Raw genomic sequence first — 26,444 nt, forward strand, 5'->3', positions numbered from 1 at the left:
CATATATACGCATGAAGCTTGAACATGTCATGCACCGAGCCTGCGCGGCTTCTGAACAGCCTGCCGGAATAATCCGTTACTCCATGGACTTACGCGTCGTGGTCCTTGAGATATGCGGCGATCATCGCGTCGTAGGCGGACACGGCGGCAAAGGTCTCGGCCGCCAGCTTTTTGCGCAGCGTCAAGGAAACGGCACCGTCTGTCTGAATTTCGTCAAGAATGGCGGCATAGTGGTCCGGGCCGGGCACGACGAGCATGGAATGGAAGTTCTTGGCCGCGGCGCGCAGCAGGGTGGGCCCGCCGATGTCGATCTGCTCCACGGCGTCCTTGAGCGGCAGTTCTTTCTTGGCGGCCTCGGCGAAGTTGTAGAGGTTCACGCAGACGAGGTCGAAGGGCTTGATGCACAGCTCGGTCAGGGTGGCCATGTGCTCGGGGTTGTCCTTGTCCGCAAGCACGCCGGCGTGGATGGCGGGGTGCAGAGTTTTGACGCGGCCGCCCATGATCTCCGGAAAGCCGGTGACCTGGCTGACCTCGGTCACGCCAAGGCCCTCGCCGGAAAGAAGCTTTGCGGTGCCGCCGGTGGAGACGAGCTCCACGCCGTTGGCGGCCAGGGCGCGCGCGAACTCGGGCAGCCCGGACTTGTCGGTGACGCTGAGAATGGCGCGCTTGATGACGAGACGATCCATGATGTTCTCCGATTTGCAGGATATTACTGAGAGCAGAAAATATTTGTATTTTCGCTTTTCAGTTGTAAGAGCGGCCGCGCCTCGGGCCGGCCTCGCGGCAAATGCCGCGGGAGCACGAAGCTAACAACCTGGTGCTCCAGGTAATACGTGAATAAACGACGAAACGCACCACAGGACTGCCACGAACCCTTGCAGGTTGCAAGGGCAGGGCGGGTCCCGGTGCTCGAAGAACAGGTCTCCGGCCCCCTCGCGCCAGTGAGGGAGCCGGAGAACCGTGGAGGGGGATCGCGTGGGCGGGTGCGGTCCTAAACAGGTTGTTCCCGCTGGCTAGGGTGCCGTGAAAAGTTCAAGCCATCGCGTATCTTGCATACGCGTCAGCCCTACACGTTTCTTGCGCCTTGCCTGCGTTGTTGTTGAACAACCTGGCGTGCAAAACTTTTTCGGCAGCGTCCTAGAGGGCCGTCACTTGCTCATAAAGCTCGCGCGCAGCCGTGTGGCCGGGCTCGTGTTCTATGAGGATCTCGAGATGGCGGCCTGCGTCCGTGGTCTGGCCCAGGCTGACGAGGCAACCCGCCAGGGTGTAGCGCACGTCGCTCTTCATGGGGTCCACGGCCAGGCACTTCTCAAGGTACGGGATGACCGATTCGAGGCGATCCATCGTGTAGCCGGTCTGGACAATGCCAAACAGCGCCACGTGATTCTCGGGATTGATGGCAAGGGATTCGGCGAACTTCTCGTACGCCTCATCGTTGCTTCCCTGTTCCATGCGCACCAGGCCGATGCCGGCCAGAGCCTTGTCGCTCTGCTCCACGGAGGCGGCGCGCTGGTACAGGCCCAGGGCCTCGTCCAGGCTGCCACGCTGCACGGCGATGGTGGCCAGACCCATATAGGGAGCGGCGTGGACGCCGTTGGAGGTGGCGGCTTTCTCGTAGTACTCCTGGGCTTTTTCCAGGTCGCCCATGAAGAGGTAGCATTCGCCCAATTCTTGGTTGATTTCGTAATCCAGGTTCTCGCTCATGATTCCCCTCCATTGGGAATGTCCGTTGCCGGCCTTCTGCCGGATTCGGATCGAGTTCGCGATCCATCGCGAATCGTGTCGCATCTGATGGTCAGTGGCAAAGCAATCGCCGTGCCAATGTCAGCTGGTCCCGAGCCCTGTTTCACTGCCTGGTGCGGACGGCAGGGAATTCCGGGGATCGGACGCCTTGCGCATGATATGCAGGCAGCATGCCAAAACGCCAGCTGGGCGAATGTATCTTCATGAGACGGATTGTATCGGTAGGGGTGCCGAAATCTTGAGTTTATGCGCCATGCACTAGGAGGTACTACAAATAAATACTGTAAAATCAAGTAATTGAGAGTGTGGAACGGGATTTGCTTCCTGGATCGCGAACCCGTGACGCATCCGGCCCGGCGCCGGGCGCACGGTTCCAGAGAAAACAGGGCGCAGCCCAAGGAAATATGTCATGAAAAGCCTCTTCCCATCATTCGTACAATTGACCGGCAAGGTCATGGACATGCGGCTGGAACGTCAAAATGTCGTCATGAGCAATCTGGCGAACATTCGGACGCCCGGCTACCGGCCGCTACGGCTGGAGTTCGAGAAGGAGCTGCAGGCCGCGTTGGGCCGGGACGCTCGGGGCAAGATGTCCCGCACGCAGGGCGATCACCTTCCGGCCGTGTTCAACGCCAACGGCTTCGGCCCCGAGTTCGAACGCGCCTTTCAACCCCACCATGAGCACGGCCAGGACGAGGTCGACCTCGACAAGGAGGTCGGCATCATGAGCAAGAACAGTATGATGTACAACGCCTTGGCCACGGTGGTGAAGAAAGAGGCCTCGGAGCTCAGCAAAGTGATTCAGGAGGGTCAGAAGTAATGGACTTCATGACTGCATTCGACATCGGTTCGTCCGCGCTCTCCGCAGAGCGCAAGCAGCTCAATGTCACCGCCATGAACCTGGCCAACGCGAAAACCACGCGCACGCCGGAAGGCGGCCCGTACCGTCGCAAGGCCGTGACCCTGGCCACCTCGCCTGTGGACTCGCCATTCAGCGTGCACATGAAGTCCGCGCTGGACCGCGAGCTCAAAGGCGTACGTGTCATGGACATCACCACGGACGAGCGGCCCTTCAAGGAAGTGTACGACCCCAGCCATCCTGATGCCAATGAGGAGGGCTACGTGCTCTTCCCGGACATCAACGTGGTGGAGGAAATGACCAACATGATGACCAGCTCGCGCAGCTACGAGGCGAGCGTCACTTCCATCGAGACAGTCAAAAACATGTTCAACAAAGCCCTGATGTTGGGCACCTAAACTTAGGGAGATTTCGAAATGGCTATCAACAACATTGCCATGAACGCCTACAAGAGCGCGCTGCAGGATGCAAATAAGATTGTCGGTCAGAAGTCGTTTGAAAAGTCGGACGAGCCCGGCGGCAGCCACAACACTTTCGCCAACACCATCAAGGACTCCCTGGCCAAGGTGAACGGCCTGGAAGAGCAGAAGGCGGGCTTGATCGAGTCCTTTGCCTCCGGCGAGAACCAGAACGTGCACGAGCTGATGATTTCACTGCAAAAGGCTTCCATCGCCATGTCCATGACCTCGGCCGTCCGCGGCAAGGTTATGGAGGCGTACAGGGAAGTCATGCGCATGCAGTTCTAAACAGAAACGACGCATCTAACGCTGATACTACGAATTCACACGTCAAGCAGTTGACCGGAGCGAAGTCATGGCAAACCTTCTGCAATCAGGGCTCGATAGGGCAAAGCTTTTCTGGGGCAGCACCAATGTGGCGCAGCGCACCTTCATCGTCGGCCTCAGCGCGGCCGTCGTCGTTGCGTTCGTGCTCATGCTCATGTGGCTGAACACCCCGACCTACAAGGTCCTGTACTCCAACCTCGGTGCGGAGGACGCCTCCCGCGTGGTGGAGATCCTGAAGAAGGAAAAGGTGGACTACAAGCTCTCGGACAACGGCTCCACCATCCAGGTTCCCGAGCCCCGCGTGTATGATCTGCGGCTCAAGATCGCCGGCGAAGGCGGCCTGGTGGGCCAGGGCGTCGGGTTCGAGATCTTCGACCAGCTCAAGGTGGGCCAGACAGACTTCGTGCAGAAGATCAACTACCAGCGTGCTCTGCAGGGCGAACTCTCGCGGACCATCACCGAGTTTCCCGAGGTGGAGAAGGCCAGAGTCCATCTGGTCATTCCCCGCAAGAGCTTGTTTATCGAGGAGCAGGCCGACACCTCCGCGTCCATCGTGCTTTCCCTGGCCAAGGGCAGGGACCTGGACAACAAGCAGCTCATGGCCATCGTCAACCTTGTGGCCATGAGTGTGGAGAATCTCTCCAAGGACCGCATCACCGTGGCCGACACCCGCGGCAAGGTGCTGTACGCACCTGAGGAAGAGGGCACCCTGGAAGGGCTGACCACCTCCCAGCTGGAGTACAAGAAGCAGATCGAGACGGGCATCGAGCGCCGCATCGAGGAGATGCTCTACCCGGTCATCGGCGCGGGCAAGGTAATCGCCAAGGTCAACGCCGACCTCGACTTCAGCCAGGAGACTATCCACAAAGAGCTGTACGACCCGGACAGCGCCGTGGTCCGCAGCGAGCAGCGCAGCGAAGAGGCCACCCAGGGCCAGGCCAACACCAACTCCGGCGTGCCGGACGCCAACTTCCGCGGCGACGGCATGCAGGGCGCGCTCTCCACCCAGCAGTCCTCTCGCGAGACGCGTACCACCAACTTCGAGATCAACAAGGAAGAGCATCAGATCATCGAGCCGCTGGGCGAGTTGCAACGCCTGTCCGTGGCCGTTATCGTGGACGGGACGTATGAGAAGAATGCGGAGACGGAAGAGTATGTGTTCGTGCCGCGCAAGCAGGAAGAGATTGAGCGCCTGACCCAGCTGGTGCGCAGCGCTGTGGGCTACGAGTCGTCCCGCGGCGACACCATCGAGGTGTCCTCCATCTCCTTTGGCGGACCGGACACGTCGCTGGACCGCAGCCTGCTGGACAAGCTGCTCGACTCCTTGCGCAGCTCCCTGCGGCCCATACTCATCTTCCTCACCATCATCGTCTTCCTCATCGTGGTCGCGCGGCCAGTCATCATGGCCCTTATCCGGCCCCGCGTGGAAACGGAGATGGTGGAAGGGCTGGAAGGCCTGCCCGAGGGCGAGGAACGCCTGGCGCTCATGGAAGGCGACGCAGAAGAGGCGGAAGCCATCGACGCCCTGCGCAAGATCGAGGACATCAAGGCCCATGCCCTGCAGATGAGCGAGCAGAACCTCGACCAGGCCGTGGCCATACTCAGAACCTGGATGAAAGCCCCGGAGGCGGCAGCTCGTGCCTGATAAGCTCAGCGGACACCAGAAGACGGCCATTCTCATGCTGGCCATGGGTGACAAGTTCACCTCCGAGATGTTCAAGCGCATGGATCGCACCGAGATCACCGCGGTCTCCCGCGCCATGGTCGATCTCGACACCGTGCCGCAGGAAACGGTGGAAGAGGTGGTGCGCGACTACCACAAGGCCCTTGTCACCGGTCAGGACATGATCCAGGGCGGCGGCGACGCGGTCAAGCGGCTGCTGACCAAGAACCTGGACCCCGAGACAGCCAAGTATATTATGGATGCGCTCAACCTGGACCACGGGCCGGCGCCGTTCCGCGAGCTCGGCAACGTCAGCCCGCGCATCCTGTCGCAGATTCTCAGAAACGAGCACCCCCAGACCCTGGCGCTCATCCTGGGCCATCTCCATCCGGACCAGGCGGCCGAGCTGCTGCAGAACCTGCCCTCCGGCGTGCGGCCGGAGATTCTGATGCGCCTGGCCAGGCTGGAAGCCGTGCCCGAGGACACACTTATGGAAGTGGACAAGGTGCTTCAATCCCAGCTTATCGCCATGGGCGGAAAAGAAGGCAAGAAAGTGGGCGGCGTGCAGGCCGTGGCCGAGATCCTCAACGCCGTGGACCGCGCCACCGAAGAGGAAGTTCTCTCCGAGATCGAGGAGGAGTCTGCGCAGATGGCCGAGGAAATCCGGAACCTCATGTTCGTGTTCGACGACATCAAGGGGCTGGACGACCGCCACATCCGCGAGCTGCTCAAGGAAATCTCCAACGAGGACCTCACCATGGCGCTCAAGGGCGCGTCCGAAGATCTGCAGGAGAAGTTCTTCTCCAACCTGTCGGAACGCGCCGCGACCATGATCCGCGAGGATCTGGAGATTATGGGGCCGGTGCGGCTCTCCGATGTGGAAGGCGCGCAGCAGTCCATAGTCAAGACCGTCCGCCGTCTGGAGGTGGAGAACCGCATCCAGATCTCAAGGGGTTCCGGCGATGTCTTCGTCTGATGCAGGAAGCCAGACCGCCCGGACCGGCAAGGTCATCATGGGCGGCGTGGTGCGGAACCTGGCCGGTGCTCCGGTGGGCGATACGCACCACAACCACTCCATCTGGGACGAGGCGGCCGAGGCCGAGTATATGGCCCGCGTCAAGGCGCGCGCGGCGGACAAGGCCCGCGAGGTGTTGCTGGCCGCCCGCGAGGAAGCGCATCAGATCCGTCAGCAGGCCTCCGACGAGGGCTACGACGAGGGCGTGCGCCAGGCTCAGGAAGAGCTGGTGCAGGCCCACCAGGAGATGGCCGAGTCCCTGGCCAGCTCCCTGGCCGCGGTGAGCGACGGCTCCATTGCCGTGTGGCGCGCCTATCGCGAGGACCTTCTGCTGCTCGTGCAACTTGCCGTGGAAAAAATTATCGGCATCACCCTGGACGCAAGCCGCCGCGAGGTGATCGAGGCGCTGCTGGACGAGGCGGCCGCCAGGCTGGAAGCGGCCCAGGGCCTTGTGCTGCGCGTGCACCCGGACGACGCGGAAATCCTGCGCTCCATCCTCGAAGCCTTCGGCGACCGCTACCATTCACTGCGCAACTGGCGCATCGAGGGCGACGGTTCCATGACGCCCGGCGGGCTCAAGGTGGAAAGCTCCCTGGGGCTGGTGGACAACTCCCTGGAAAGCCGCCGGCAGGTGGTGCAGGAGGTGCTTGACTCCCTGGAGCTGCCCGAGACCCCGGCTGAGAAGCAGACCCGCGAGGAGGCCGAGGCCCGCGCGGCGCAGCTTGCCGAAGCCGCCACTGAAGAAATTTCCCCCGAAGCGTCCGCAGATGACCCCACAGAGGCTTCCACAGCCGCTTCCGCAGATGATCTCGTAGAAGCTTCCCCCGAAGTGTCCGCAAACACTTCCGCAAATGTTTCTGCCGACATGAACGAAGACGCCGGGCAGCCCGCTCCGGAGCAGGACGGCGGGGCTCAGGCATGAACCCGGCAGCCGCCGCCCGGATGCTCGATACCGCTTCGCCCTGCCGCACCTACGGCAAGGTCTGCAAGGTAGTGGGCATGATCGCAGAAGGATGCGGCATACGCGCCCCCCTGGGCACGGTCTGCGCGCTCATCCCGGACGGCGAGGGCGCCTGCAATGCCGAGATCGCGGCCGAGATAGTGGGATTCAAGAACGACGCCGTGCTCTTCATGCCATACGGCGACATGCGCGGCATCCAGCCCGGTTCGCTCATCCGCAGCGACGGCGCCGCGCCCCTCATGCCCGTGGGTGACGCCTTTCTGGGCCGCGCCGTGGACGCCTTTGGCAGGCCGCTGGACGGCAACTCCGGGCCCATTGCCGGCGACGACCGCTACCCCCTGTTCGCCGATCCGCCCAACCCGCTCTCCCGGCCCCGCATTTCCGACCCGTTGGACGTGGGCGTGCGCGCCATCAACGGCCTGCTCACTCTGGGCAAGGGCCAGCGCGTGGGCATCATGGCCGGCAGCGGCGTGGGCAAGTCCACGCTCATGGGCATGATGGCCCGCTACACCAAGGCCGACGTCAACGTCATCGCCCTGGTGGGCGAGCGCGGCCGCGAGGTGGTGGAGTTCATCGAAAAGGACCTGGGGCCCGAGGGCATGGCCCGCTCCGTGCTCGTGGTCGCCACGTCGGACCAGTCACCCCTGGTGCGCATGCGCGCGGCCTACGCCGCCACCAGCGTGGCCGAGTACTTCCGTGACCAGGGCAAGGACGTGCTGCTGATGATGGACTCGGTGACCCGTTTCGCCATGGCCGCCCGCGAGGTGGGTCTGGCCGTGGGCGAGCCGCCGACCTCCCGCGGGTACACGCCTTCGGTCTTCGCGCATCTGCCCAAGCTTCTGGAGCGCGCCGGCCGCAGCGAGAAGGGCACCATCACCGGCATCTACACGGTTCTGGTGGACGGCGACGACTTCAACGAGCCCATTGCAGACTCCACGCGCTCCATCCTGGACGGGCACATCGTGCTCACGCGGGACCTGGCCGACAAGGGCCACTTCCCGGCCATCGACGTGCTCCGCTCCATCAGCCGTCTGCGTTCCGACGTGACGCCGGACGACGTGAAGGACGCCGGCCGCGACGCGTTGCGCCATCTCGCCACCTTCAAGCGGGTGGAGGACATGGTCAACATCGGCGCGTACTCCCAGGGCTCCAACCCCGAGATCGACAAAGCGCTGCAGATGGTGGGCCCGCTCAACGAGTACCTGCGCCAGCCCGTGGGCGAGCAGTCCGTCCTCTCCGACAGCTTCACGAAGCTTACGGCCTTCGCGGCCTCCTGATCCACACGCCGGGAGCTCCGGCTACGCCTCCCCTTTTTTCCCACCTGTATACATGCTGCACATGTTGTATGGTTTTTATACATGCAGCGTGTGTAGCGCCCACGACCGTTCTCACTTCGTTATGGTGCATCTGTCTGACATATAAGCATGTTTTCTTGCACAGGTTGCGTTGGCACGCGTCGTGCTTTATACCAGACCAAATCAGGATGAAACACAAGAAGGAGGAGTTTCATGACCAGACATATCACCACAGCACTCGTTGTCCTCGCCCTGTTCGCGATCACCCTGCCGGCTTACGCCATGATGGGCGGAGGCGGCGGCATGGGCGGAGGCGGCCACGGTGGTGGCCACGGCGGCGGCCATAGCGGCAGCCACAGCTCAGGCGGCAACGGGTACGGCGGCGGCAGCCGCGGCAGCCACATGGGCAGCGACGGCCTGGCCCAGCATATGATGTCCGGCGGCAGCCAGAACCATTATCAGGATCACATGGGCACCACCCAAAATCAGATGGGTTCCGGCCAGAACCACATGGGCGACCAGGCGTTCGGCGCGGCCGACATGAATGGCGACGGCATGATGGACATGGGCGAGTTCCACCGTGGCTTTTCCGACATGACCCATGAGCAGTTCATGCACATGGACCAGAACGGGGACGGCATGATTGGCCACGACGAGTGGCAGAACCGCTAGACCTATTTCATAGATGCTGCTTCAAGGCGCTCCCAATTGCTGGGGGCGCCTTTTTTTGTTGTTCACAATGCAAATGAGAATCATTCTTTAATAGATCAGGTATCTTATGGATACAATCTTGACATGTATTGGGCGATTTCTGACAACATATAGCGAGGATGAGTTCACTTCATTACCCTGGCGATCTTCGAGGAGGTCATCATGAAAACAACATGTTGGAAGTGGCTGCGAGCGACGCTCTTGTGCCTCGCCGTGGCTGCGTTTTCGGTGTGTGCGGTGGGGCAGGCGCCCGCTGCCGAGGAAGCAGGGAGCTCCTGTCTGGAGCCGGCCAAGGGACCGACCGGCGCAGCGATGCAGGCACAGGCGCAGGCCGTTTCGAACCCGGCCACGGCTCCGCAGGCGCCGGTCATGGCGCGTGTCGGGCACGAGGCCCCGGACTTCGAGGCCCTGGCCTACCAGGATGGCGGATTCAAGCGGGTCAAGCTCTCGGACTACAAGGGAAGCTGGGTCGTTCTCTGCTTCTACCCGGGCGACTACACCTTTGTATGACCCACGGAGCTCACGGCGGTCGCCGTGAAATACCCCGAGCTGCAGAAGATGAACGCGGAGGTCCTCTCCGTATCCACGGACAGCCGGTTCACACACAAGATGTGGCAGCAGGACGAGCTTTCGAAGATGGTCAAGGGCGGGGTGCCGTACCCCATGCTTTCCGACGCCGGCGGCAAGATAGGCAGAGTCTACGGTGTGTATGACGATGCCTCGGGCGTGGATATCCGCGGTCGGTTCATCATCGACCCGGACGGCGTGATCCAAGCCATGGAAGTACTTACGCCCAGCGTGGGCCGCAACCCCAATGAACTCATCCGTCAACTGCACGCCTTCCAGCTTGTGCGCGAAAAAGGCGTGGCCACGCCGTCGGCGTGGGAACCTGGTGACACGGTCCTCACTCCCGGTCCGGAACTCGTGGGCAAGGTGTACGAGGTCTGGAATCCGGAAAAGGCAATGGAGCGCAAGCAGTAGCACGACGACACAATTATCCTCGCCTCCCGGGCAACCAGGCGCGAGGTGTACCAAGGCCGGATCGGGGCCATCCCTGTCCGGCCTTTGTCCCGCGGGGACAGCGGTATTGCTGGCCTCTGTCGGGCTCCGGGTGTTTTTCGGGGTGCTGACATACTCGGAGCATCCTCTATCCCCGCACAATTGAGCGGTATATTGTGTGGATAATGATTTTCCGTAGTCCTGATGAATGACATGAGCCTTGATTCGTAACACCGCCAGAATGTGCTGTCCTGCATCTCTGGCTTCTTCGCAACTACAGCCATAAGGGCCGCGCACCAGTGGTCCAGCGGCGGAACGCAATAAGAAGGAGGAAAAAGGTATGCACAGGTGTACACGAATCTTAACCATCGTCGGTTGCATCTTCGCGCTGACGGCTTTGACGGTGCTTGCGGCCCATGCCCAGGACAAGAAGATGATGTCCGATGTGAGCCACAAGCAGATGGGCATCCCTGACGATGTGGATCCCATCCTGGAGACGTACATGCCCGTGGTCATTCACGAAAGCTTCAAGTCCATCATGGATAAGGACGTGGCCGAAAAGCCGGAGGTGATGAAGCGGCAGCAGGCCCTGCTGGAGGAGCGCTACGACCTCTCGGACAACCCTTCGGACGTGATGATGTCCGCCGGGCGCAAGGCCGTGCAAAAGGGCGTGCGCGTCAAGCTGCCCGAGGGCATGACCTGGGACAAGCTCGCCAACATGTCGCCGGAGGAGATCAAGGAGAAGGGGCTCTTCCCCAAGGGATTCCTGCCCCTGCCGCATGTGAAGCATGCCACTGGCGGCCAGGTCTTTCCGGCCACGCAGATCGAAGAAATCCAGAAGCTGGAGAATCGCTCCCTGGAGCGTTTCGACGTGGACTTCGATCTGCCGGACCGCTTCATTCCCGAGTTCCCGCCGCCCATCTATCTGCAGACGCGGCCCGATCTCGGCGACGTCTCCCAGGGCAAGCTCCTTTCCCTCGACAACTACTATGAGATGATGAAGGGCATCCTGACCCCCGTGCAGATGGAAGGTCTGCGGCTCCTGCTCACGCCGTTCCCGCAGCAGCAGTTCAACGAAACCGAGGACCGCAAGGTGGAGAAGCCCAGCATGGGCGTTTCCTGCCTGGATTGCCACGCCAACGGCCACACCAACGGCGCCTTCCACCTGAACCCGGACACCCGGCCGCAGGTAACGCGTCTGCGTCTGGACACCGTGAGCCTGCGCGGCGTCTACAACCAACAGATCCATGGCTCCAAGCGCTCCCTGCGCTCCATCGAGGACTTCACCGAGTTCGAGCAGCGCTCCGCCTACTTTGACGGCGACCACGTCATCGCCGCCAAGAAGGGCGTGAACCTGCCCGACCGCGGCAGCCAAGTGGTGCTGATGGCGCAGATGCAGAACATGTTCGACTTCCCGCCCGCGCCCAAGCTGGACGTCTTCGGCAAGCTCATTCCGGAGAAGGCCTCAGAAAGCGAGCTCCGCGGGCAGGAGTTGTTCTTTGGCGACGCCAAGTGCGGCGAGTGCCACCCGGCACCGTTCTACCTGGACAACAATATGCACAACCTGCAGGTGGAGCGGTTCTATAAGTTCCAGATGATCAACGGCGAGTACATCATCGCCGAAGGCCCCATCAAGTCATTCACCCTGCGCGGCATCAAGGATTCGCCGCCGTACCTGCACGACGGCAGGTTGTTGACGCTGGAGGACACGGTGGAGTTCTTCTGCCTGGTGACGGGCGTGAAGATGAACGAGCAGCAGAAGGCGGACCTCACGGCGTTCATGCTAGCACTCTAGCATGACCGAAAAACATTGACGCGCTTCGCGTCAGCGTGAGGTGGGGGATTATGAAGCCGGGCCGGAAACATTCCGGTCCGGCCTCTTTTGTGCTGGACTCTCCCCGCAGCCTGTGATTTTTTGCAAAAGCTGGGCAAACCATAACGCAACTGCGTCCGCGCGTCGGACATTGCAGGCGAGGAGGGCGACATGGCTGGCGATTCCACGGTGCGGATCGGCAAGAGCGAGGCCGAAGAGATCGTCATGCGGCTGGAGATGATGAACCGGCACGGGCTCATCGCCGGCGCCACGGGCACGGGCAAGACCGTGACCCTGCGCGTGATCGCCGAGCAGCTCAGCGCCAGTGGCGTTCCCGTGTTCATGGCTGACGTGAAGGGCGACCTCGCCTCCATCTGCCAACCCGGCGTGGTGCAGGGCGGCATTCAGAAGCGCGTTGAGCTCCTGGGGCTCACGGATTTCGCGCCGCAGGGCTTTCCGGTTATGTTCTGGGACGTGTTTGGCGAGCAGGGCCACCCAGTGCGCACCACAGTCTCGGAGATGGGGCCGCTGCTCCTGTCCCGGCTGCTGAACCTCAACGAGACCCAGGCCGGCGTGCTCAGCCTGGCCTTCCGCATCGCCGACGACCAGGGCCTGCTCCTCCTGGACTTCAAGGACCTGCGCGCCATGATCGCCTTCGTGGGCGAGAACGCCAGGGAGTTCCGCAACGAGTACGGCAATGTCTCGGCCGCCAGCGTGGGCGCCATCCAACGCAAGTTGCTGGAGCTGGAAGAGCAGGGCGGAGAGCACATCTTTGGTGAGCCGGCCCTGAACCTGGACGATTTTCTCCAGACCGACAACGAGGGCCGCGGCGTGGTTAATATTCTGGATGCGCAGCGGCTGCTCATGGCCCCGCGCGCCTACGCCGCCTTCCTGCTCTACCTGTTGTCCGAGCTTTTCGAAACCCTGCCCGAGGTGGGCGATGCGGACAAGCCGCGGCTGGTCTTCTTCTTTGATGAGGCGCACCTGCTGTTCGCCGACGCGCCCAAGGCGCTGGTGGAAAAGATCGAGCTCGTGGTCCGGCTGATCCGCTCCAAGGGCGCGGGCGTGTTCTTTGTCACCCAGAACCCGCTGGACCTGCCAGACTCCGTGTTGGCGCAGCTTGGCCACCGCGTGCTGCACGCCTTGCGCGCGTTCACGCCGCGGGAGCAGCGGGTGGTTCGCGCCGTGGCCGAGACCTTCCGCCAGAACCCGGCATTCGATCCGGCTACGGTGATTCCCGAGCTCAAGGTGGGCGAGGCACTGGTTTCCATGCTGGACGAGCACGGCGCGCCGCAAATGGCAGAGCGGGCACTGATCGCGCCGCCCATGAGCCTGCTGGGCACGCTGGACCCGCAGGAGCGCGGCCGGATCATCCGCCAGTCAGTCTTGTACGGATACTACGAGAAGGTGGAGGATCGGGAGTCGGCCTACGAAATGCTCAACAAGCGGCAGGAGGCGCGGGAGCAGAAGCGCGAGGAGCAGCTGGCCTTGGAAAAGGCGGAGCGCGAGGCCCGGCAGAACCGGCCGCGGCCCAGCAACCGCCAGAGCTATGTGGAGGCGTTCGCCAAAAGCACCCTCCGCTCCATCGGCTACAGCATCGGCCGCAAGATCGCGCGGGGGATACTGGGCTCGCTCATGGGGAAGTAGGGGAAGATTCTTTTGTAGGCATGTTCGAAGCCGGTCCGGGGTTACTCTGGGCCGGCTTTCTTTGTTTCAGCCGGGGCGGTCGTAGCATCACTCTGTTGCGACGATTCGGACTTCATTGAATCGGTTTCTTCCTTCATCTCCAACGGCCCCTCCTCAATCCGCACTCTCGGTAACGCCTCGGGTTGCTCGCGGCGCAGGTACTCGATGAGCCGTTCCCGCACCAGGCAGCGCAGGTCCCAGGCCTTGGAGCCGTCAGAGGCGCTGACCAGGGCGCGAAGCTCCAGGTCCCGCTCCCGCGCGTCCGTCACCTGCAGGATGGCCAGCCGGCCGTCCCACAAATTTTCGGCCTCCTCCTGCACGATGCGCGTCAGCTCGGCGCGCAGGCCGTCGATGTCCACTGCATAGTCCGTGTACAGAAAGACCGTACCCAGGATGTCGGCCCGCGTGCGCGTCCAGTTCTGGAAGGGATGGTCGATGAAGTAGGTGATGGGCAGGATGAGCCGTCGCTGGTCCCAGATGGCCACCACCACGTAGGTGAAGGTGATCTCCTCGATGCGGCCCCACTCGCCCTCCACCACGACCACGTCGTCGATGCGGATGGGCTGGGTCAGGGCGATCTGCACGCCGGCAAAAATGGTGGCGATGGTCTTCTGCGCCGAGAAGCCCAGCATGATGCCGGCCACGCCGGCCGAGGCGAGCAGGCTCGCGCCCACGGCGCGGACCGACTGGAAGGTCATCAGCGCCCCGGCCAGGGCCAGAATAATGATGATGACCACGGCGATGCGCTTGAAGACTTTGAGCTTGGTGACGATCTGCCGGGCGCGGAGGTTGTCGCGCTTGTCCAGGTCAAAGCGCGAGAGCAGCAGCGACTCGCCCAGGTCCACGGCCGCGATCACCACCCAGGCCAGGGCACCGATCCAGCAGATGGTGAAGGCGTGGTCCACATCCACCCGGATTCCCTGCGGCAGCGGGGCGAGCTGCCTGGCCACGAGCATGCCCAGCAGGATGAGCACCAGCCGCGCCGGCAGGCGGAAGTGGGTCATCAGGAGGTTGTCGATCGCAAACGGCGTGGAGCTGGCGGCGCGTTTGCCCACGGCGTGCAGTACCTTGTGCGCGATGAGCCCGGCCACGGCTCCGGCCAGGAGCACAAGGGGCGGGACAAGCCAGGTGGTGGCGGCAAGATGGAGGTCCATCCATCAATTCTACACAGACCGCGGGCGTAGGCGCAAGGTTGCGGCGGAATGAAGGGCGGACTGCCGCAGTCCACACGAAAAAGCCGCCGCGCGGAGCTTCCTATATATAAGGATGCAGGGGATGAATCGGGGGCGCGGGGGAAGGGGCAGGGAGAGGGTCCGGCGGCTACTCTCTGTCCGGCATTTTCTCATCCTGAACTTCCTCGCCTTGCGCACCCTCGTCCTGCACCACTTGCAGCGGATGCTTGAAGGTGAGGGTGCGGTAGGGGAAGGGGATCTCGATGCCAGCCTGGTCCAGGGCGGACTTGACGGCCGTGACCACCTCGCCGCGCGAACGCCGGACGTCCAGAGGTTTGGAGCCGGTCCACCAGGTCACCTCGATATCGATGCTGCTGGAGCCGAAGCCGTGGGGAAAGACCTGCACCGGCTTGGCCGCGTCGATGGTGCGGCACTTCTTGAGCGCGTCCTTGATGACCTGCACGGCCGTGGCCACGTCCTCGCCGTAGGCGATTCCGGTCATCAACTTCACGCGGCGGGTGCGCTCATAGGTGAGGACGTTCAGCGGGTTCTTGAAGATCGTGGCGTTGGGCATGATGATCAGCTCGTCGTCCATGGTGCGGATGATGGTCATGCGCACGGTGACGTCCACCACCTTGCCCGTAATGCCCTGGCACTCGATGTAGTCGCCCTGCTCAAAGGGGAACTGCCAGAGGATGAGGAACCCGGCGAAGAAGTTCTCGAAGATGTCGCGGAAGGCAAAGCCCACGGCGATGGAGACCACGCCCAATGCGCCCAGGGCGCGGGTGGGCGTGAGGCCGGGGAAGACGACCATGGCCGTGAGCAACAGGCCCAGGCCCCACAGGCTGATGCTCACCATCCGCTCGATGAGCTGCTTCAGGGAGCCGCGCAGCTTGGAGGTGGACAGGCTGCGGTGCAGCACCCGAATGGCGATGCGCTCGAAAAGGACCACCACCAGTAGGACAACGACGCCGGCGATGATGAACGGAAGATAGTTAAGGAAATCCGTCCAGATGGAACGCAGCGTCTTGTCGATCTGCTCCCAGACGAAGGATGGCTCGAACGGCGATTCCTGCATGGCCGTGTCCGGCGCGGCAGCCGGCCGCTACTGCTTGGCCTGGTTGGCCACGGCCTTTGCCCGCGCGGCTATCTCGTCCGGGTCGCCCAGGTAGAAGCTTTTTTTCGGCTTGAGGTCCGCGTCGAGCTCGTAGATCAGGGGCACGCCCGTGGGGATGTTGAGCTGCGAGATCTCGTCGTCACCCATCTTGTCCAGGTACTTGACCAGGGCGCGAAGGCTGTTGCCATGGGCCGAGATGAGCACGCGCTGCCCGGACTGCACCACCGGGGAGATCACCTTTTCCCAGTAGGGCACGGCGCGGGCCACCGTGTTCTTGAGGCTCTCGCAGCGCGGGAGCTCCTCGTCGGTCAGGTCGGCGTACCGCCGGTCGTGGCCGGGGTACCGTTCATCGTCCGGCTCCAGGGCCGGCGGCGGGGTGTCATAGGAGCGCCTCCATGCGAAGACTTGTTCCTCGCCGTACTTCTCGCGCATCTCCGACTTGTTCAAGCCCTGCAGGGCGCCGTAGTGGCGCTCGTTGAGCCGCCAGTGCTTGACCACCGGCAGCCACATGCGGTCCATCACGTCCAGGGCAATGTCCAGAGTGCGGACGGCACGCTTGAGCACTGACGTGTAGCAGATGTCGAAGTCGTAGCCGCCGTCGCGGAGTAGCTTGGCGCCTTCCTCGGCTTCCTGGGCGCCCTGGGGTGTCAGATCCACGTCGGTCCAACCCGTAAAGCGGTTTTCCAGGTTCCAGGTGGATTGGCCGTGCCGCAGCAGGACGAGGGTATACATGGGAGGCGCTCCTTGACGTTTCGTCTTATCTATTAACCGGTTACAGGGTGCCGTCGAGCATCCTGATGGCGCAGAACTTGCCGCACATGGCGCATTCCTTTTCGGTCTTGTGCTCGCCGCGGCGGTGCTCCACCATCAGCGGGTCCAGGGCCGCAGCCGTCAGGCGGTCCCACTCCAGGGTCTTGCGCGCCGCGGAAATCTCGCGATCCCGCGCCACGGCCTCGGGCCGGCCCAGGGCTACCTCGGCGGCCTGCGCGGCGATGCGCGAGGCCATGACGCCTTCGCGCACGTCGGCGGCGTCGGGCAGCGTCAGATGCTCGGCCGGAGTAACATAGCACAAAAAGTCGGCGCCGGACATGGCCGCGATGGATCCGCCGATAGCCGCGGTGATGTGGTCGTAGCCCGGAGCGGCGTCCGTGACCAGCGGGCCCAGCACGTACAGCGGCGCGTTGTCCACGATGCGCTTCATGGTGGCGATGTGCTCGGCCACGAGGTTCATGGGCACGTGGCCGGGACCCTCGATCATTACCTGGCAGCCGGCCTCGCGAGCCTGGCGGCCGGCGTCTGCCAACACGATGACCTCTTCCCACTGGGCGGCGTCGCCGGCGTCGGCTCCGGCGCCGGGCCGCATGCCGTCACCCAGGCTCAGGGTCACGTTGTGCTCGCGGCAGATCTCGATGACCTCGCCCCAATGGGTGAGCAGGGGGTTCTCTTCCTTGCGCCGGGCCATCCAGCGGGCGGTGATGGAGCCGCCGCGGGAGACTATGCCGAGCACGCGGCCGCCGGTCTCGGCCAGCTCTGCCGCGCGGCGGGTGACGCCCACGTGCAGAGTCATGAAGTCCACGCCCTGCTTGGCCTGGGACTCGATCTCGTCCAGAAATTCCTGGTGCTCGAAGTCCGTGGGGTCGCAGTCGGCGTCCATGCGCTTCTTGGCCAGGGCGTACAGCGGCACCGTGCCCATGGGCAGGGGGCTCTTGGTCAGCATGGCGGTGCGGATTCCGTCCAGGTCGCCGGCCGTGGAGAGGTCCATGATGGTGTGCGCGCCGGCTTCCTCTGCCGAGGCGAGCTTCTTCATCTCGCGCTCGGTGTTGTTCAGCATGGGGGAGGTGCCTATGTTGGCGTTGACCTTGATGGTGGCCGGCCGGCCCACGAGGGTGGCGCGGACGTTGGTGTGGTTGGGATTGCCGAGCAGGACCATGGAGCCGGCGTCCACCCCGTTGCGGATGGTCGCTTCGTCGAGATTTTCCTGCGTGGTGACGGTGCCGAGTGAGGCTTCGAGTAAGGCGTTGAGAGCCGAATTTTTATTGATCAGGGACATGATTTGCTCCATTAGAGGGTTCGTGACGGAGAATCACGTTACACACAAAAACTCCCGCTTTCCAGAATGAGGGCTGAGAAAAATTGTGGGCCGGACTTGCCAGGCGGCGGCGTATCCTTAAATATAGGAGAACCCCATTCCGGAAAATCGTGCCTGTTCCTGCTTGCCAAGGGGGACGGCTTTCTGTAAGAGAAAACTCTTTTGCGAAATTCACCTAATCTCCAAACGGAGAGAGCATCATGAAAAACGACATCCATCCTGAGGTTTACAAGGCCAAGATCCACTGTGCATGCGGTTACGAGAGCGAGCTGCTCTCCACCAAGGGCGAGCACATCGAGGTCGAAATCTGCTCCAACTGCCACCCCTTCTTCACGGGCAAGCAGCGCTTTGTGGACACCGCCGGCCGCATCGATCGCTTCCGCAAGAAGTACGCGAAGTTCGAAAAGGGCGCGGACAAGAAGTAGCTTCCGTATGCTGCACGTGGCGAACTTCCTCTCTTCAGTGCGCCGGGTTTTCGGCCCTCTTGTTGCGCAAGCCAGCTCCGTTGGCGGCCAGGCCGTCATGGAAGGCGTGATGATGCGCAATGCCGACACCCTGGCCATTGCCGTGCGCAAGTGCGACAACTCCATCTATGTGGAGAAGTGGCCGTGGTTTTCCCTTACGGACAGGATTCCGTGGGTCAAGAAGCCGTTTCTGCGCGGCTTCCCGGTCCTGGTGGAGACACTGGTCAACGGCATCAAGGCGCTCAACTTCTCGGCCGTGCAGGCCGCGGATGAGCCCGAGGCCGAGGGCGACGGCGGATTGAAGACGTGGCATCTCGTGCTCACCCTGGTCATGTCGGTGGGGCTGGCGCTGGGCCTGTTCGTGGTCGTGCCGCACCTCTTCTCCCTGGGCATGGAAGCCCTGGGGCTGGGCAGCGATATGGACGGCATCTCCTTCCATATCTGGGACGGCATCTTCAAGCTCGCCATCTTCCTGGGCTACATCGTGGCCATCTCCTTCGTGCCGGACATCCGTCGTGTGTTCCAGTACCACGGCGCCGAGCACAAGGTGATCTGGGCGCACGAGAAGGGCGGCGAGATGACGCCGCGCTCGGCCAAGGCGTTCAGCCGGCTGCATCCCCGCTGCGGCACCACGTTCCTGCTCTTTGTCCTTTCGCTGTCCATCGTGCTGCACACCGTGCTGGTGCCGCTCATTCTCCAGATCTACGATCCAGGGGGCAGCATCTGGCGCCACGTGTACATTCTCAGCGTCAAGCTTCTGCTGATGGTGCCGATCAGCTGCGTGGCCTACGAGCTCATCAAGTTCGCGGGAGCGCGTCCGGGCAACCCGTTCTGCCGTGTGCTCAGCGGACCCGGCCTGGTGCTGCAGAATCTGACCACACACGAACCCGACGAGACCCAGCTCGAAGTCGCTCTGGCAGCGCTCGAAGCAGCCCTCGGCACATCAGCCGAGGACGCCGTGGAGGTGGAGGCTTTCCGCAACGAAGATGCGGAGTGTCTCGCCCAGGGCGCCAACGTCGCAGGGAGCGCCTGATACATGTTCGCAAAGCTTGCCGGCATCGAAGCCAAGTTCGAGCAGCTCGAAAAAGAGCTCTCCAACCCGGATATCTACTCCGACCAGGAGAAGTTCAAGCGCGTCTCCAAGGCCCACGCCGAGATCAAGGAGGTCGTGGACGTCTATCGCGAGCACCAGCGGTTGTCCCAGGAGCTTGAGGACAACAGGGAGCTGGCCAAGGACGACGACCCCGAGATCCGCGCCATGGCCGAAGAAGAAGTGCGCATGATCAACGAGAAGCTGCCCGGGCTGGAAGAGGAGCTCAAGATCCTGCTGCTGCCCAAGGACCCGTTGGACGAGAAGAACACCATTCTTGAAATCCGCGCCGGCACCGGCGGCGAGGAGGCGGCATTGTTCGCCGCGGACCTCTTCCGCATGTACATGCGTTTTGCCGAGACGCGGGGCTGGCGCACGGAGACCATGCACTCGCACGAGACCGACTCCGGCGGGTACAAGGAAGTGGCCGTGCTCATCCAGGGCGACAGCGTCTACAGCTGGCTCAAGTACGAGGCCGGAACCCACCGCGTACAGCGCGTGCCGGCCACCGAGTCCCAGGGCCGCATCCACACCTCGGCCGTCACCGTGGCAGTGCTGCCGGAGGCCGAAGAGGTGGACGTGGACATCAAGCCCGACGAGATCCGCGTGGACGTCTTCCGCTCCTCCGGTCCCGGCGGGCAGAGCGTGAACACCACGGACTCGGCCGTGCGCATCACGCACCTCCCCTCCGGCATCGTAGTCAGCTGCCAGGACGAGAAGTCGCAGATAAAGAACCGCGTCAAGGCCATGAAGGTCCTGCGCTCGCGCATCCTCCAGATGGAGGAGGACAAGCGCCAGGAAGAAGAGGCCGCCAACCGGCGCGAGCAGGTGGGCACGGGCGACCGCTCCGGCCGTATCCGCACCTACAACTATCCCCAGGGCCGGGTCACCGACCACCGCATCAACCTGACGCTGTACAGGCTTGAGACGTTCATGGAAGGCGACCTGGAAGAGATGATCCGCGCCCTGGCCACGCACTACCAGACCGAAGCCTTGCGGGCCCAGGCCGACGCGGCCTGATCCCTCTCTCAACCATTTTCTGGACGGAACGCTCATGGCGTGTGCGCCGACCACCGTACGCGAGACTCTGGTCCTCGCCGGACGGCGGCTGTCCGCCGCCGGGGTGGACTCGCCCGCGCTTTCGGCGCGTCTGCTGCTGGCAGAGGCGCTGGGCCTGGACGATATGGGCCTGGTCCGCGATGCGCACCGCGTCCTGACCGACGGCGAGCTGCAGTCCTTCGAGGCGTTGCTGGATCGCCGCGCGTTCGGGGAGCCTGTTGCGTACATCCTGGGCCGGCGCGAGTTCTACGGCCTGGACTTTGCCGTGACGCCGGCCACGCTGGTGCCGCGCCCCGAGAGCGAGCACCTGGTGGAAGAGGCGCTGGCGGCCTTTCCGGACGCCGAGGCGCCGCTGTGGTTCGCGGATCTGGGTACGGGTTCCGGCTGTCTGGCCATATCCTTTGCCATGCACAGACCCGGCGCGCGCGGCATCCTGGTGGACCGCTCGGCCGCCGCGCTGGCGGTTGCCAGGGAGAACGCGCGCAGGCACGGCGTGGCGGACAGGCTCTTTTTCGTACGCTGCGACTTCGGCGCACTGTGTGTAAAGGACCACAGCCTGGATCTGGTGCTGGCCAATCCGCCCTATGTCAGTGCGCAGGAACATGACGAATTGTCGCTGGAGGTGCGCGGGTTCGAGCCGCGTACAGCCTTGGTTCCCGAGGAAGGCGGCGGGGACAGCGGTCTGGAATCGCTCGTTTCGCTCTTGCCAGAATCGTTGCGGACGCTTAAGAATGGTGGTTTGTTGATCGACGAGATCGGCTGGGAGCAGGGAAGCCGCAGCCTCGCGTTGGCGCGAGCCACTCGCGATGGGGCTGGACGGCGGTTTTCAGAATGCCGTATTGCCAGGGATTTGGCCGGGCATGACAGGGTTCTGGTGGCCGCCGCCGAATGAGCGCGGAAGTTTTTTGAGCGGATCGGAAAAAAAACGGCTTTCCACCCTTGCAATTTGAAAACAGCAGGGGTATAGCTCCACGTTCTTGACGCGCTGGCGTAGCTCAATTGGCAGAGCAGCTGATTTGTAATCAGCAGGTTGCGGGTTCGAGTCCCATCGCCAGCTCCAAGAGACAAATGGAGGGGTTCCCGAGTGGCCAAAGGGAACAGACTGTAAATCTGTCGGCGTAAGCCTTCGGAGGTTCAAATCCTCCCCCCTCCACCAGATTTGAATTTGACGAGGCTGTAGGAGGCCGGAGGCCATAAAACTACGGCTGCGTGAAATGCGGGAATAGCTCAATTGGCTAGAGCATCAGCCTTCCAAGCTGAGGGTTGCGGGTTCGAGTCCCGTTTCCCGCTCCATTCCACCAGTCGCGCGCCGCTCGCCTCCTCCAGTCAGATAGAGATAGGCCCACGTAGCTCAGTCGGTAGAGCACTTCCTTGGTAAGGAAGAGGTCACCGGTTCAAGTCCGGTCGTGGGCTCCATATTTCAAGGTAGGTACGCCGTAGCCGGAAGGTTTCCGGTCGGCTCATTCTTCGCGAGGCGCTGCCGGGTCCGATGCGGACGGCAGCTTTAACAGAGAAAGGAATTTGAGCTCCAGGGGGTATCTCATGGGCAAAGCCAAGTACGAACGCAGTAAGCCGCACGTCAACGTGGGCACAGTCGGCCACATCGACCACGGCAAGACCACCCTCACGGCGGCCATTACCAAGATCCTCTCCATGAAGGCCGGTGGCAGCTACATCGCCTTCGACGAGATCGACAAGGCCCCCGAGGAGAAGGAGCGCGGCATCACCATCGCCACCGCTCACGTGGAGTATGAGACCGACAAGCGCCACTACGCACACGTGGACTGCCCCGGCCACGCCGACTACATCAAGAACATGATCACCGGTGCGGCGCAGATGGACGGCGCCATCCTGGTGGTCGCCGCCACCGACGGCCCCATGCCGCAGACTCGTGAGCACATCCTGCTCGCCCGTCAGGTCGGCGTGCCGTCCCTGGTTGTCTTCCTGAACAAGGTGGACCTGGTGGACGACCCCGAGCTTCTGGAGCTGGTCGAGCTCGAAGTCCGCGAGCTGCTCACCAGCTACGAGTACCCGGGCGACGACATTCCGGTGGTCCTGGGCAGCGCGCTCAAGGCTCTTGAGTGCGACACCCCGGACGACGAGGCAGCCAAGCCGATCTTCGAGCTGATGGAAGCTCTGGACAGCTACATTCCCGAGCCCGAGCGCGACATCGACAAGCCGTTCCTGATGCCCATCGAGGACGTGTTCTCCATCTCCGGCCGCGGCACCGTGGTGACCGGTCGTGTTGACCGCGGCGTCATCAAGGTGGGCGAGGAGATCGAGATCGTCGGCATGAAGGACACCGTGAAGACGACCTGCACGGGCGTCGAGATGTTCCGCAAGATCCTGGATCAGGGTCAGGCCGGCGACAACGTGGGTGTTCTGCTGCGCGGCATCAAGCGCGAGGATGTGGAGCGCGGCCAGGTTCTGGCGCGTCCGGGCACCATCACCCCGCACCGCAAGTTCAAGGCCGAGGTGTACGTGCTCTCCAAGGAAGAGGGCGGCCGTCACACGCCGTTCTTCTCTGGCTACCGTCCGCAGTTCTACTTCCGTACCACGGACGTGACCGGCGTGATCACCCTGGAAGAGGGTGTGGAGATGGTCATGCCCGGCGACAACGCGACCTTCAACGTCGAGCTCATCGTCCCCATCGCCATGGAGAAGGGTCTGCGCTTCGCGATTCGCGAAGGCGGCCGCACCGTCGGCGCCGGCGTTGTCTCGGAGATCACGGAGTAAGACATGCGCGTTAATATTCAGCTTGCGTGCACTGAGTGCAAACGGCGTAACTACGCCACGACGAAGAACAAGAAGAACACGACTGGTCGTCTCGAAGTGATGAAGTACTGCCCGTGGGACAAGAAGCACACCACGCACCGCGAGACCAAGTAACAACGTGATCTTCTCTGCAGGGCAGTAGCTCTAACGGCTAGAGCGCCGGTCTCCAAAACCGGATGTTGGGGGTTCGAATCCCTCCTGCCCTGCCATACATTTTCCATAGGGCGACGAATGGCCAATAAGAACGCAAAAAACGGCTCGAAGAACGAGCAGGGCGGCAAAGCCTCCCGCGCAAAGGCGTCGGGCCGTTCAGGAAAGGATCAGGGCCGTCAGGCCAAGGGCCAGGCGAATGCCGAGCCCAAAGGGCTTGCCGGCAAGGTGAATCAGCTCAAGGAGTTCTTCGAGCAATCGAAGGTCGAGCTGAAGAAGGTCACCTGGCCGAGCCGCAAGGAGACTGTGTCCACGAGCATCGCCGTGGTCGTCCTCGTGCTGGTCATGTCCATCTTCCTGTGGGGAGTGGACCTGGTGCTCTCCAGAGTTGTTCAGCTCATCCTTTCCTCCTAGGACGTTCGCCGGACAGCCGTACGCCCAAAGGCGATAGAATACATGGCAGACGCACCTGAGAATAACGGCCAGGCCGAACAGCCCATACCGGGCGTTGACGGCGCTGCCGGGCCCAAGGCGCGGTGGTACATCGTCCACACCTACTCGGGATACGAGCAGCGTGTGGAGCAGACCATCAAAGAGATGATGCGCACCGGTCAGGACAACGGTGACATCAAGGAGGTGGTCGTTCCAACCGAGAAGGTCATCGAGCTCGTCAAGGGCGCGAAGAAGACCTCCATGCGCAAGTTCTACCCGGGCTACATCATGGTGCGGATGATCATGAACGACGCTTCATGGCACCTGGTGCAATCCATTCCGCGGGTAACGGGCTTTGTGGGCGGCAAAAACCGTCCCACGCCCATGCGCGACTCGGAAGCCGAACGCATCCTTGCGATGATGGTCAGCAGGCAGGAGCAGCCCCGGCCGAAGTTCCACTTCGAGCGGGGAGACGAAGTCCGCGTAATTGATGGGCCTTTTGGTGGGTTCAACGGCGTGGTCGAAGACGTGAACTACGACAAGGGCAAGCTCCGGGTGGAAGTCTCCATCTTCGGACGCCAGACCCCGGTCGAGCTCGACTTCGTTCAGGTCACCAAGGGCTAGAAGAACCGCTGCCGCCCGACCACGGACGGCGCGAGACGAATAAGATCAAAGAGGATAGATTCCCATGGCCAAGAAAGTGATCGCCAAGATCAAGCTGCAGATTCCTGCCGGCGCGGCCAATCCGTCGCCGCCCGTAGGTCCGGCGCTGGGTCAGCACGGCTTGAACATCATGGAGTTCTGCAAGGCGTTCAACGCCAAGACGCAGGACCAGAAGGGTATGGTCATCCCGGTGGAGATCACGGTCTTTGCCGACCGCTCGTTCACCTTCATCACCAAGACTCCGCCCGCGGCTGTGCTTTTGAAGAAGGCGGCGAAAGTGGACAAGGGCTCTGGCGAGCCCCACAAGGAAAAGGTCGGCTCCGTGACCTTGGCTCAGGTGAAAGAGATCGCCGAGCTGAAGACGCCCGACCTGACCGCCAAAGACACTGAGGCAGCCATGCGCTCCATTCTCGGCACTGCGCGCAGCATGGGTATTGAAGTCAAAGGGTAATACGAGAGGCGACTAGCGATGGCGAAGGGAAAGAAATTCAAAAAGGCAGTCGATGGCATCGACACCACCGTCCGGCACGAGATCTTCGAGGCCATGAAGCTTGCGGTGCAGTCTGCGTATGCCAACTTCGACGAAAGTGTTGATGTTGCGATCAATCTGGGCGTTGATCCCAAGTACTCCGACCAGATGGTCCGCGGCGCCGTGACCCTGCCGCACGGACTGGGCAAGGAAGTGCGCGTGGCCGCGTTCTGCAAGGGCGACAAGCAGGCTGAAGCCAAGGAAGCCGGCGCCGACTTTGTGGGCGACGAGGACCTGATTGAACAGGTCAAGGGCGGTTTCCTGGACTTCGACAAGGCCGTGGCCACCCCGGACATGATGGCCAAGGTCGGTCAGATCGGCCGCATCCTCGGCCCCCGTGGCCTGATGCCCAACGCCAAGACCGGCACCGTCACCTTCGAGATCGGCAATGCCGTCAAGGAGATGAAGGCCGGCCGCGTGGAGTTCAAGGTGGACAAGGCCGGCGTGCTGCACGCACCCCTGGGCAAGGTCTCCTTTGGGCAGGAAAAGCTCATCGACAACCTGCGCGCCCTGGTGGACTCCGTGAACCGGCTCAAGCCGTCCGCGGCCAAGGGCACGTACATGAAAACCATGGCGCTTGCGACCACCATGGGTCCCGGCATCAAGGTGGACCCCCTGACCATTCGCAAGCTCTCCGAGGGCTAAGCCCTCACCGGAAGCGAGTCAAAGAGCTGGCGGCGGACGTTTCCGCCGCCAGCTTTACTCATAGATACATGACGTATTGGTTATTGAACCAGAAAGGGAAGAGTCGAAGAAAGCAGGCGGGGCGCACAGCGCACCCTTAATCTCCTGCCGAGACATGGCTTTGGCTCATCTCTTTCCACCTCAACCCTGACAAGGAGCCAGGCACGTGAACAGAGCCGAGAAGGCCGAAGTCGTAGAGGCCATCAAGGCGAAGGCGGACGGAGCACGTATCGCCATCGTGACCGACTTCAAGGGCATGAAGGTGGAAGAGACCACCGCGTTAAGGGTCAAGCTCCGCGAAGCGGGCGTCGACTATCAAGTCGTCAAAAACACCCTGGCACGGATCGCTTTCACCGGTGGCGCCCACGAGGTCTTGAACGACAAGCTCAAGGAAACGTGCGCCGTTGCCTTCGGTTACGAGGATCCTGTTGTCGCTGCGAAAGTTCTGGTGGACTTCGCCAAAGGCAACAAGAAGTTCTCGATTCGCTACGCCAGTCTGATGGGCTCGTACATCGAGGAGAAGGGTATTGAAGACCTCTCCAAGCTGCCCGGAAGACCGGAGCTGCTCGCCAAGCTCTTGGGCACCATGAATGCGGTGCCTCAGAACTTTGTGGGGCTGCTCGCCAACGTCCCCCGCTCTTTCCTCAACGTCCTTACCGCTATCAAGGACCAGAAAGAAGCGGCGTAAAC

28 protein-coding genes and 5 tRNA genes are annotated in these 26,444 nt (G+C 62.5%); 27 read left to right on the forward strand and 6 right to left on the reverse strand.

Annotated features, from left to right (window positions below; all coding sequences use genetic code 11):
- Window positions 1-89: 89 nt before the first annotated feature.
- Complete coding sequence (locus tag E8L03_RS16905) at window positions 90-686, reverse strand: IMP cyclohydrolase (RefSeq protein WP_144307482.1); 597 nt, start codon at window positions 684-686, stop codon at window positions 90-92.
- A 451-nt stretch (window positions 687-1,137) separates the two neighbouring features.
- On the reverse strand, window positions 1,138-1,704 hold the full coding sequence (locus E8L03_RS16910; protein WP_144307481.1) for a tetratricopeptide repeat protein: 567 nt from the start codon (window positions 1,702-1,704) through the stop codon (window positions 1,138-1,140).
- Window positions 1,705-2,152: 448 nt separating this feature from the next.
- On the opposite strand from E8L03_RS16910, the gene flgB reads away from it, so the two are divergent.
- The 11 genes from flgB (at window position 2,153) to E8L03_RS16965 (ending at window position 13,491) form a co-directional block, all read left to right on the forward strand.
- On the forward strand, window positions 2,153-2,563 hold the full coding sequence (gene flgB / locus E8L03_RS16915; protein ID WP_144307480.1) for a flagellar basal body rod protein FlgB: 411 nt from the start codon (window positions 2,153-2,155) through the stop codon (window positions 2,561-2,563).
- Window positions 2,563-3,000 (forward strand): flagellar basal body rod protein FlgC, encoded by a 438-nt coding sequence (gene flgC / locus E8L03_RS16920; RefSeq protein WP_144307479.1) that lies wholly within the window; start codon window positions 2,563-2,565, stop codon window positions 2,998-3,000. The genes flgB and flgC overlap by 1 nt, the downstream gene beginning before the upstream one ends.
- An 18-nt stretch (window positions 3,001-3,018) precedes the next feature.
- The gene (gene fliE / locus E8L03_RS16925; RefSeq protein ID WP_144307478.1) at window positions 3,019-3,348 is read left to right on the forward strand and encodes a flagellar hook-basal body complex protein FliE; all 330 of its coding nucleotides are present in this window, start codon (window positions 3,019-3,021) and stop codon (window positions 3,346-3,348) included.
- A 67-nt stretch (window positions 3,349-3,415) separates the two neighbouring features.
- Window positions 3,416-5,032, forward strand: coding sequence for a flagellar basal-body MS-ring/collar protein FliF (gene fliF, locus E8L03_RS16930; RefSeq protein WP_144307477.1), 1,617 nt, complete (start codon window positions 3,416-3,418; stop codon window positions 5,030-5,032).
- Between the two features lie 34 nt (window positions 5,033-5,066).
- Window positions 5,067-6,026: a flagellar motor switch protein FliG gene (gene fliG / locus E8L03_RS16935; protein ID WP_235896763.1), complete on the forward strand. Its 960-nt coding sequence runs from the start codon at window positions 5,067-5,069 to the stop codon at window positions 6,024-6,026.
- Window positions 6,013-6,987 carry a FliH/SctL family protein gene (locus tag E8L03_RS16940; protein WP_171267991.1) on the forward strand — a complete coding sequence of 325 codons (975 nt, stop codon included), beginning with the start codon at window positions 6,013-6,015 and terminating at the stop codon, window positions 6,985-6,987. The genes fliG and E8L03_RS16940 overlap by 14 nt, the downstream gene beginning before the upstream one ends.
- Window positions 6,984-8,303 carry a FliI/YscN family ATPase gene (locus E8L03_RS16945; protein ID WP_144307474.1) on the forward strand — a complete coding sequence of 440 codons (1,320 nt, stop codon included), beginning with the start codon at window positions 6,984-6,986 and terminating at the stop codon, window positions 8,301-8,303. The genes E8L03_RS16940 and E8L03_RS16945 overlap by 4 nt, the downstream gene beginning before the upstream one ends.
- A gap of 231 nt (window positions 8,304-8,534) precedes the next feature.
- On the forward strand, window positions 8,535-8,993 hold the full coding sequence (locus tag E8L03_RS16950; RefSeq protein WP_144307486.1) for an EF-hand domain-containing protein: 459 nt from the start codon (window positions 8,535-8,537) through the stop codon (window positions 8,991-8,993).
- 351 nt (window positions 8,994-9,344) lie between these two features.
- Window positions 9,345-10,013, forward strand: coding sequence for a thioredoxin-dependent peroxiredoxin (gene prxU, locus E8L03_RS21030; RefSeq protein WP_171268521.1), 669 nt, complete (start codon window positions 9,345-9,347; stop codon window positions 10,011-10,013).
- 358 nt (window positions 10,014-10,371) lie between these two features.
- Window positions 10,372-11,826 carry a cytochrome B6 gene (locus tag E8L03_RS16960; RefSeq protein ID WP_235896761.1) on the forward strand — a complete coding sequence of 485 codons (1,455 nt, stop codon included), beginning with the start codon at window positions 10,372-10,374 and terminating at the stop codon, window positions 11,824-11,826.
- Window positions 11,827-12,015: 189 nt separating this feature from the next.
- A complete protein-coding gene (locus E8L03_RS16965; RefSeq protein WP_171267992.1) occupies window positions 12,016-13,491 on the forward strand; it encodes a helicase HerA-like domain-containing protein in 1,476 nt (491 codons plus the stop codon).
- A 41-nt stretch (window positions 13,492-13,532) separates the two neighbouring features.
- Here E8L03_RS16965 and E8L03_RS16970 read toward each other — a convergent pair whose 3' ends face one another.
- The 4 genes from E8L03_RS16970 to thiC form a co-directional block, all read right to left on the reverse strand.
- On the reverse strand, window positions 13,533-14,684 hold the full coding sequence (locus E8L03_RS16970; protein ID WP_171267993.1) for a mechanosensitive ion channel family protein: 1,152 nt from the start codon (window positions 14,682-14,684) through the stop codon (window positions 13,533-13,535).
- Between the two features lie 166 nt (window positions 14,685-14,850).
- Window positions 14,851-15,780 carry a mechanosensitive ion channel family protein gene (locus tag E8L03_RS16975; RefSeq protein ID WP_171267994.1) on the reverse strand — a complete coding sequence of 310 codons (930 nt, stop codon included), beginning with the start codon at window positions 15,778-15,780 and terminating at the stop codon, window positions 14,851-14,853.
- A gap of 27 nt (window positions 15,781-15,807) precedes the next feature.
- Window positions 15,808-16,551 (reverse strand): 2,3-diphosphoglycerate-dependent phosphoglycerate mutase, encoded by a 744-nt coding sequence (gene gpmA, locus E8L03_RS16980; RefSeq protein ID WP_144307500.1) that lies wholly within the window; start codon window positions 16,549-16,551, stop codon window positions 15,808-15,810.
- Between the two features lie 40 nt (window positions 16,552-16,591).
- Complete coding sequence (gene thiC / locus E8L03_RS16985) at window positions 16,592-17,869, reverse strand: phosphomethylpyrimidine synthase ThiC (protein ID WP_171267995.1); 1,278 nt, start codon at window positions 17,867-17,869, stop codon at window positions 16,592-16,594.
- A 239-nt stretch (window positions 17,870-18,108) separates the two neighbouring features.
- Here thiC and rpmE point away from each other — a divergent pair, with 239 nt between their 5' ends.
- The 16 genes from rpmE (at window position 18,109) to rplJ (ending at window position 26,442) form a co-directional block, all read left to right on the forward strand.
- Complete coding sequence (gene rpmE, locus E8L03_RS16990) at window positions 18,109-18,333, forward strand: 50S ribosomal protein L31 (protein ID WP_144307502.1); 225 nt, start codon at window positions 18,109-18,111, stop codon at window positions 18,331-18,333.
- Between the two features lie 7 nt (window positions 18,334-18,340).
- Window positions 18,341-19,405 carry a DUF1385 domain-containing protein gene (locus E8L03_RS16995; protein ID WP_235896765.1) on the forward strand — a complete coding sequence of 355 codons (1,065 nt, stop codon included), beginning with the start codon at window positions 18,341-18,343 and terminating at the stop codon, window positions 19,403-19,405.
- 3 nt (window positions 19,406-19,408) lie between these two features.
- The gene (gene prfA / locus E8L03_RS17000; protein ID WP_171267996.1) at window positions 19,409-20,482 is read left to right on the forward strand and encodes a peptide chain release factor 1; all 1,074 of its coding nucleotides are present in this window, start codon (window positions 19,409-19,411) and stop codon (window positions 20,480-20,482) included.
- Between the two features lie 34 nt (window positions 20,483-20,516).
- The gene (gene prmC, locus E8L03_RS17005) at window positions 20,517-21,413 is read left to right on the forward strand and encodes a peptide chain release factor N(5)-glutamine methyltransferase (protein WP_171267997.1); all 897 of its coding nucleotides are present in this window, start codon (window positions 20,517-20,519) and stop codon (window positions 21,411-21,413) included.
- A 92-nt stretch (window positions 21,414-21,505) separates the two neighbouring features.
- Window positions 21,506-21,581: transfer RNA gene (locus tag E8L03_RS17010), tRNA-Thr, on the forward strand.
- Between the two features lie 10 nt (window positions 21,582-21,591).
- A tRNA-Tyr gene (locus E8L03_RS17015) sits at window positions 21,592-21,677 on the forward strand.
- A gap of 60 nt (window positions 21,678-21,737) precedes the next feature.
- Window positions 21,738-21,814, forward strand: a tRNA-Gly gene (locus tag E8L03_RS17020).
- 47 nt (window positions 21,815-21,861) lie between these two features.
- A tRNA-Thr gene (locus E8L03_RS17025) sits at window positions 21,862-21,937 on the forward strand.
- Window positions 21,938-22,063: 126 nt separating this feature from the next.
- Window positions 22,064-23,257 carry an elongation factor Tu gene (tuf, locus tag E8L03_RS17030; protein WP_171266355.1) on the forward strand — a complete coding sequence of 398 codons (1,194 nt, stop codon included), beginning with the start codon at window positions 22,064-22,066 and terminating at the stop codon, window positions 23,255-23,257.
- A gap of 3 nt (window positions 23,258-23,260) precedes the next feature.
- Window positions 23,261-23,410 carry a 50S ribosomal protein L33 gene (gene rpmG / locus E8L03_RS17035; RefSeq protein ID WP_144302207.1) on the forward strand — a complete coding sequence of 50 codons (150 nt, stop codon included), beginning with the start codon at window positions 23,261-23,263 and terminating at the stop codon, window positions 23,408-23,410.
- A gap of 18 nt (window positions 23,411-23,428) precedes the next feature.
- A tRNA-Trp gene (locus tag E8L03_RS17040) sits at window positions 23,429-23,505 on the forward strand.
- Between the two features lie 22 nt (window positions 23,506-23,527).
- Window positions 23,528-23,860 (forward strand): preprotein translocase subunit SecE, encoded by a 333-nt coding sequence (secE, locus tag E8L03_RS21160; protein ID WP_144305259.1) that lies wholly within the window; start codon window positions 23,528-23,530, stop codon window positions 23,858-23,860.
- Between the two features lie 42 nt (window positions 23,861-23,902).
- Window positions 23,903-24,502 (forward strand): transcription termination/antitermination protein NusG, encoded by a 600-nt coding sequence (gene nusG / locus E8L03_RS17050; RefSeq protein WP_144305258.1) that lies wholly within the window; start codon window positions 23,903-23,905, stop codon window positions 24,500-24,502.
- A 64-nt stretch (window positions 24,503-24,566) separates the two neighbouring features.
- A complete protein-coding gene (gene rplK, locus E8L03_RS17055) occupies window positions 24,567-24,992 on the forward strand; it encodes a 50S ribosomal protein L11 (RefSeq protein WP_144305257.1) in 426 nt (141 codons plus the stop codon).
- A gap of 18 nt (window positions 24,993-25,010) precedes the next feature.
- Window positions 25,011-25,715, forward strand: a complete 705-nt coding sequence (gene rplA / locus E8L03_RS17060; protein WP_144305256.1) for a 50S ribosomal protein L1 — start codon at window positions 25,011-25,013, stop codon at window positions 25,713-25,715.
- Between the two features lie 205 nt (window positions 25,716-25,920).
- Window positions 25,921-26,442 carry a 50S ribosomal protein L10 gene (gene rplJ, locus E8L03_RS17065; protein WP_171267998.1) on the forward strand — a complete coding sequence of 174 codons (522 nt, stop codon included), beginning with the start codon at window positions 25,921-25,923 and terminating at the stop codon, window positions 26,440-26,442.
- Window positions 26,443-26,444: the final 2 nt, after the last annotated feature.

It is taken from the genome of Oceanidesulfovibrio marinus (assembly GCF_013085545.1).
In the GTDB taxonomy this organism is placed as follows: domain Bacteria; phylum Desulfobacterota; class Desulfovibrionia; order Desulfovibrionales; family Desulfovibrionaceae; genus Oceanidesulfovibrio; species Oceanidesulfovibrio marinus.

Excerpts from the sequence above, each read along its gene's own strand:
- E8L03_RS16905 (WP_144307482.1), bottom strand. The coding sequence starts at position 686 with ATGGATCGTCTCGTCATCAAGCGCGCCATTCTCAGCGTCACCGACAAG.
- E8L03_RS16910 (WP_144307481.1), bottom strand. The coding sequence starts at position 1,704 with ATGAGCGAGAACCTGGATTACGAAATCAACCAAGAATTGGGCGAATGC.
- flgB (WP_144307480.1), top strand. The coding sequence starts at position 2,153 with ATGAAAAGCCTCTTCCCATCATTCGTACAATTGACCGGCAAGGTCATG.
- flgC (WP_144307479.1), top strand. The coding sequence starts at position 2,563 with ATGGACTTCATGACTGCATTCGACATCGGTTCGTCCGCGCTCTCCGCA.
- fliE (WP_144307478.1), top strand. The coding sequence starts at position 3,019 with ATGGCTATCAACAACATTGCCATGAACGCCTACAAGAGCGCGCTGCAG.
- fliF (WP_144307477.1), top strand. The coding sequence starts at position 3,416 with ATGGCAAACCTTCTGCAATCAGGGCTCGATAGGGCAAAGCTTTTCTGG.
- fliG (WP_235896763.1), top strand. The coding sequence starts at position 5,067 with ATGCTGGCCATGGGTGACAAGTTCACCTCCGAGATGTTCAAGCGCATG.
- E8L03_RS16940 (WP_171267991.1), top strand. The coding sequence starts at position 6,013 with ATGTCTTCGTCTGATGCAGGAAGCCAGACCGCCCGGACCGGCAAGGTC.
- E8L03_RS16945 (WP_144307474.1), top strand. The coding sequence starts at position 6,984 with ATGAACCCGGCAGCCGCCGCCCGGATGCTCGATACCGCTTCGCCCTGC.
- E8L03_RS16950 (WP_144307486.1), top strand. The coding sequence starts at position 8,535 with ATGACCAGACATATCACCACAGCACTCGTTGTCCTCGCCCTGTTCGCG.
- E8L03_RS16960 (WP_235896761.1), top strand. The coding sequence starts at position 10,372 with ATGCACAGGTGTACACGAATCTTAACCATCGTCGGTTGCATCTTCGCG.
- E8L03_RS16965 (WP_171267992.1), top strand. The coding sequence starts at position 12,016 with ATGGCTGGCGATTCCACGGTGCGGATCGGCAAGAGCGAGGCCGAAGAG.
- E8L03_RS16970 (WP_171267993.1), bottom strand. The coding sequence starts at position 14,684 with ATGGACCTCCATCTTGCCGCCACCACCTGGCTTGTCCCGCCCCTTGTG.
- E8L03_RS16975 (WP_171267994.1), bottom strand. The coding sequence starts at position 15,780 with ATGCAGGAATCGCCGTTCGAGCCATCCTTCGTCTGGGAGCAGATCGAC.
- gpmA (WP_144307500.1), bottom strand. The coding sequence starts at position 16,551 with ATGTATACCCTCGTCCTGCTGCGGCACGGCCAATCCACCTGGAACCTG.
- thiC (WP_171267995.1), bottom strand. The coding sequence starts at position 17,869 with ATGTCCCTGATCAATAAAAATTCGGCTCTCAACGCCTTACTCGAAGCC.
- rpmE (WP_144307502.1), top strand. The coding sequence starts at position 18,109 with ATGAAAAACGACATCCATCCTGAGGTTTACAAGGCCAAGATCCACTGT.
- E8L03_RS16995 (WP_235896765.1), top strand. The coding sequence starts at position 18,341 with ATGCTGCACGTGGCGAACTTCCTCTCTTCAGTGCGCCGGGTTTTCGGC.
- prfA (WP_171267996.1), top strand. The coding sequence starts at position 19,409 with ATGTTCGCAAAGCTTGCCGGCATCGAAGCCAAGTTCGAGCAGCTCGAA.
- prmC (WP_171267997.1), top strand. The coding sequence starts at position 20,517 with ATGGCGTGTGCGCCGACCACCGTACGCGAGACTCTGGTCCTCGCCGGA.
- tuf (WP_171266355.1), top strand. The coding sequence starts at position 22,064 with ATGGGCAAAGCCAAGTACGAACGCAGTAAGCCGCACGTCAACGTGGGC.
- rpmG (WP_144302207.1), top strand. The coding sequence starts at position 23,261 with ATGCGCGTTAATATTCAGCTTGCGTGCACTGAGTGCAAACGGCGTAAC.
- secE (WP_144305259.1), top strand. The coding sequence starts at position 23,528 with ATGGCCAATAAGAACGCAAAAAACGGCTCGAAGAACGAGCAGGGCGGC.
- nusG (WP_144305258.1), top strand. The coding sequence starts at position 23,903 with ATGGCAGACGCACCTGAGAATAACGGCCAGGCCGAACAGCCCATACCG.
- rplK (WP_144305257.1), top strand. The coding sequence starts at position 24,567 with ATGGCCAAGAAAGTGATCGCCAAGATCAAGCTGCAGATTCCTGCCGGC.
- rplA (WP_144305256.1), top strand. The coding sequence starts at position 25,011 with ATGGCGAAGGGAAAGAAATTCAAAAAGGCAGTCGATGGCATCGACACC.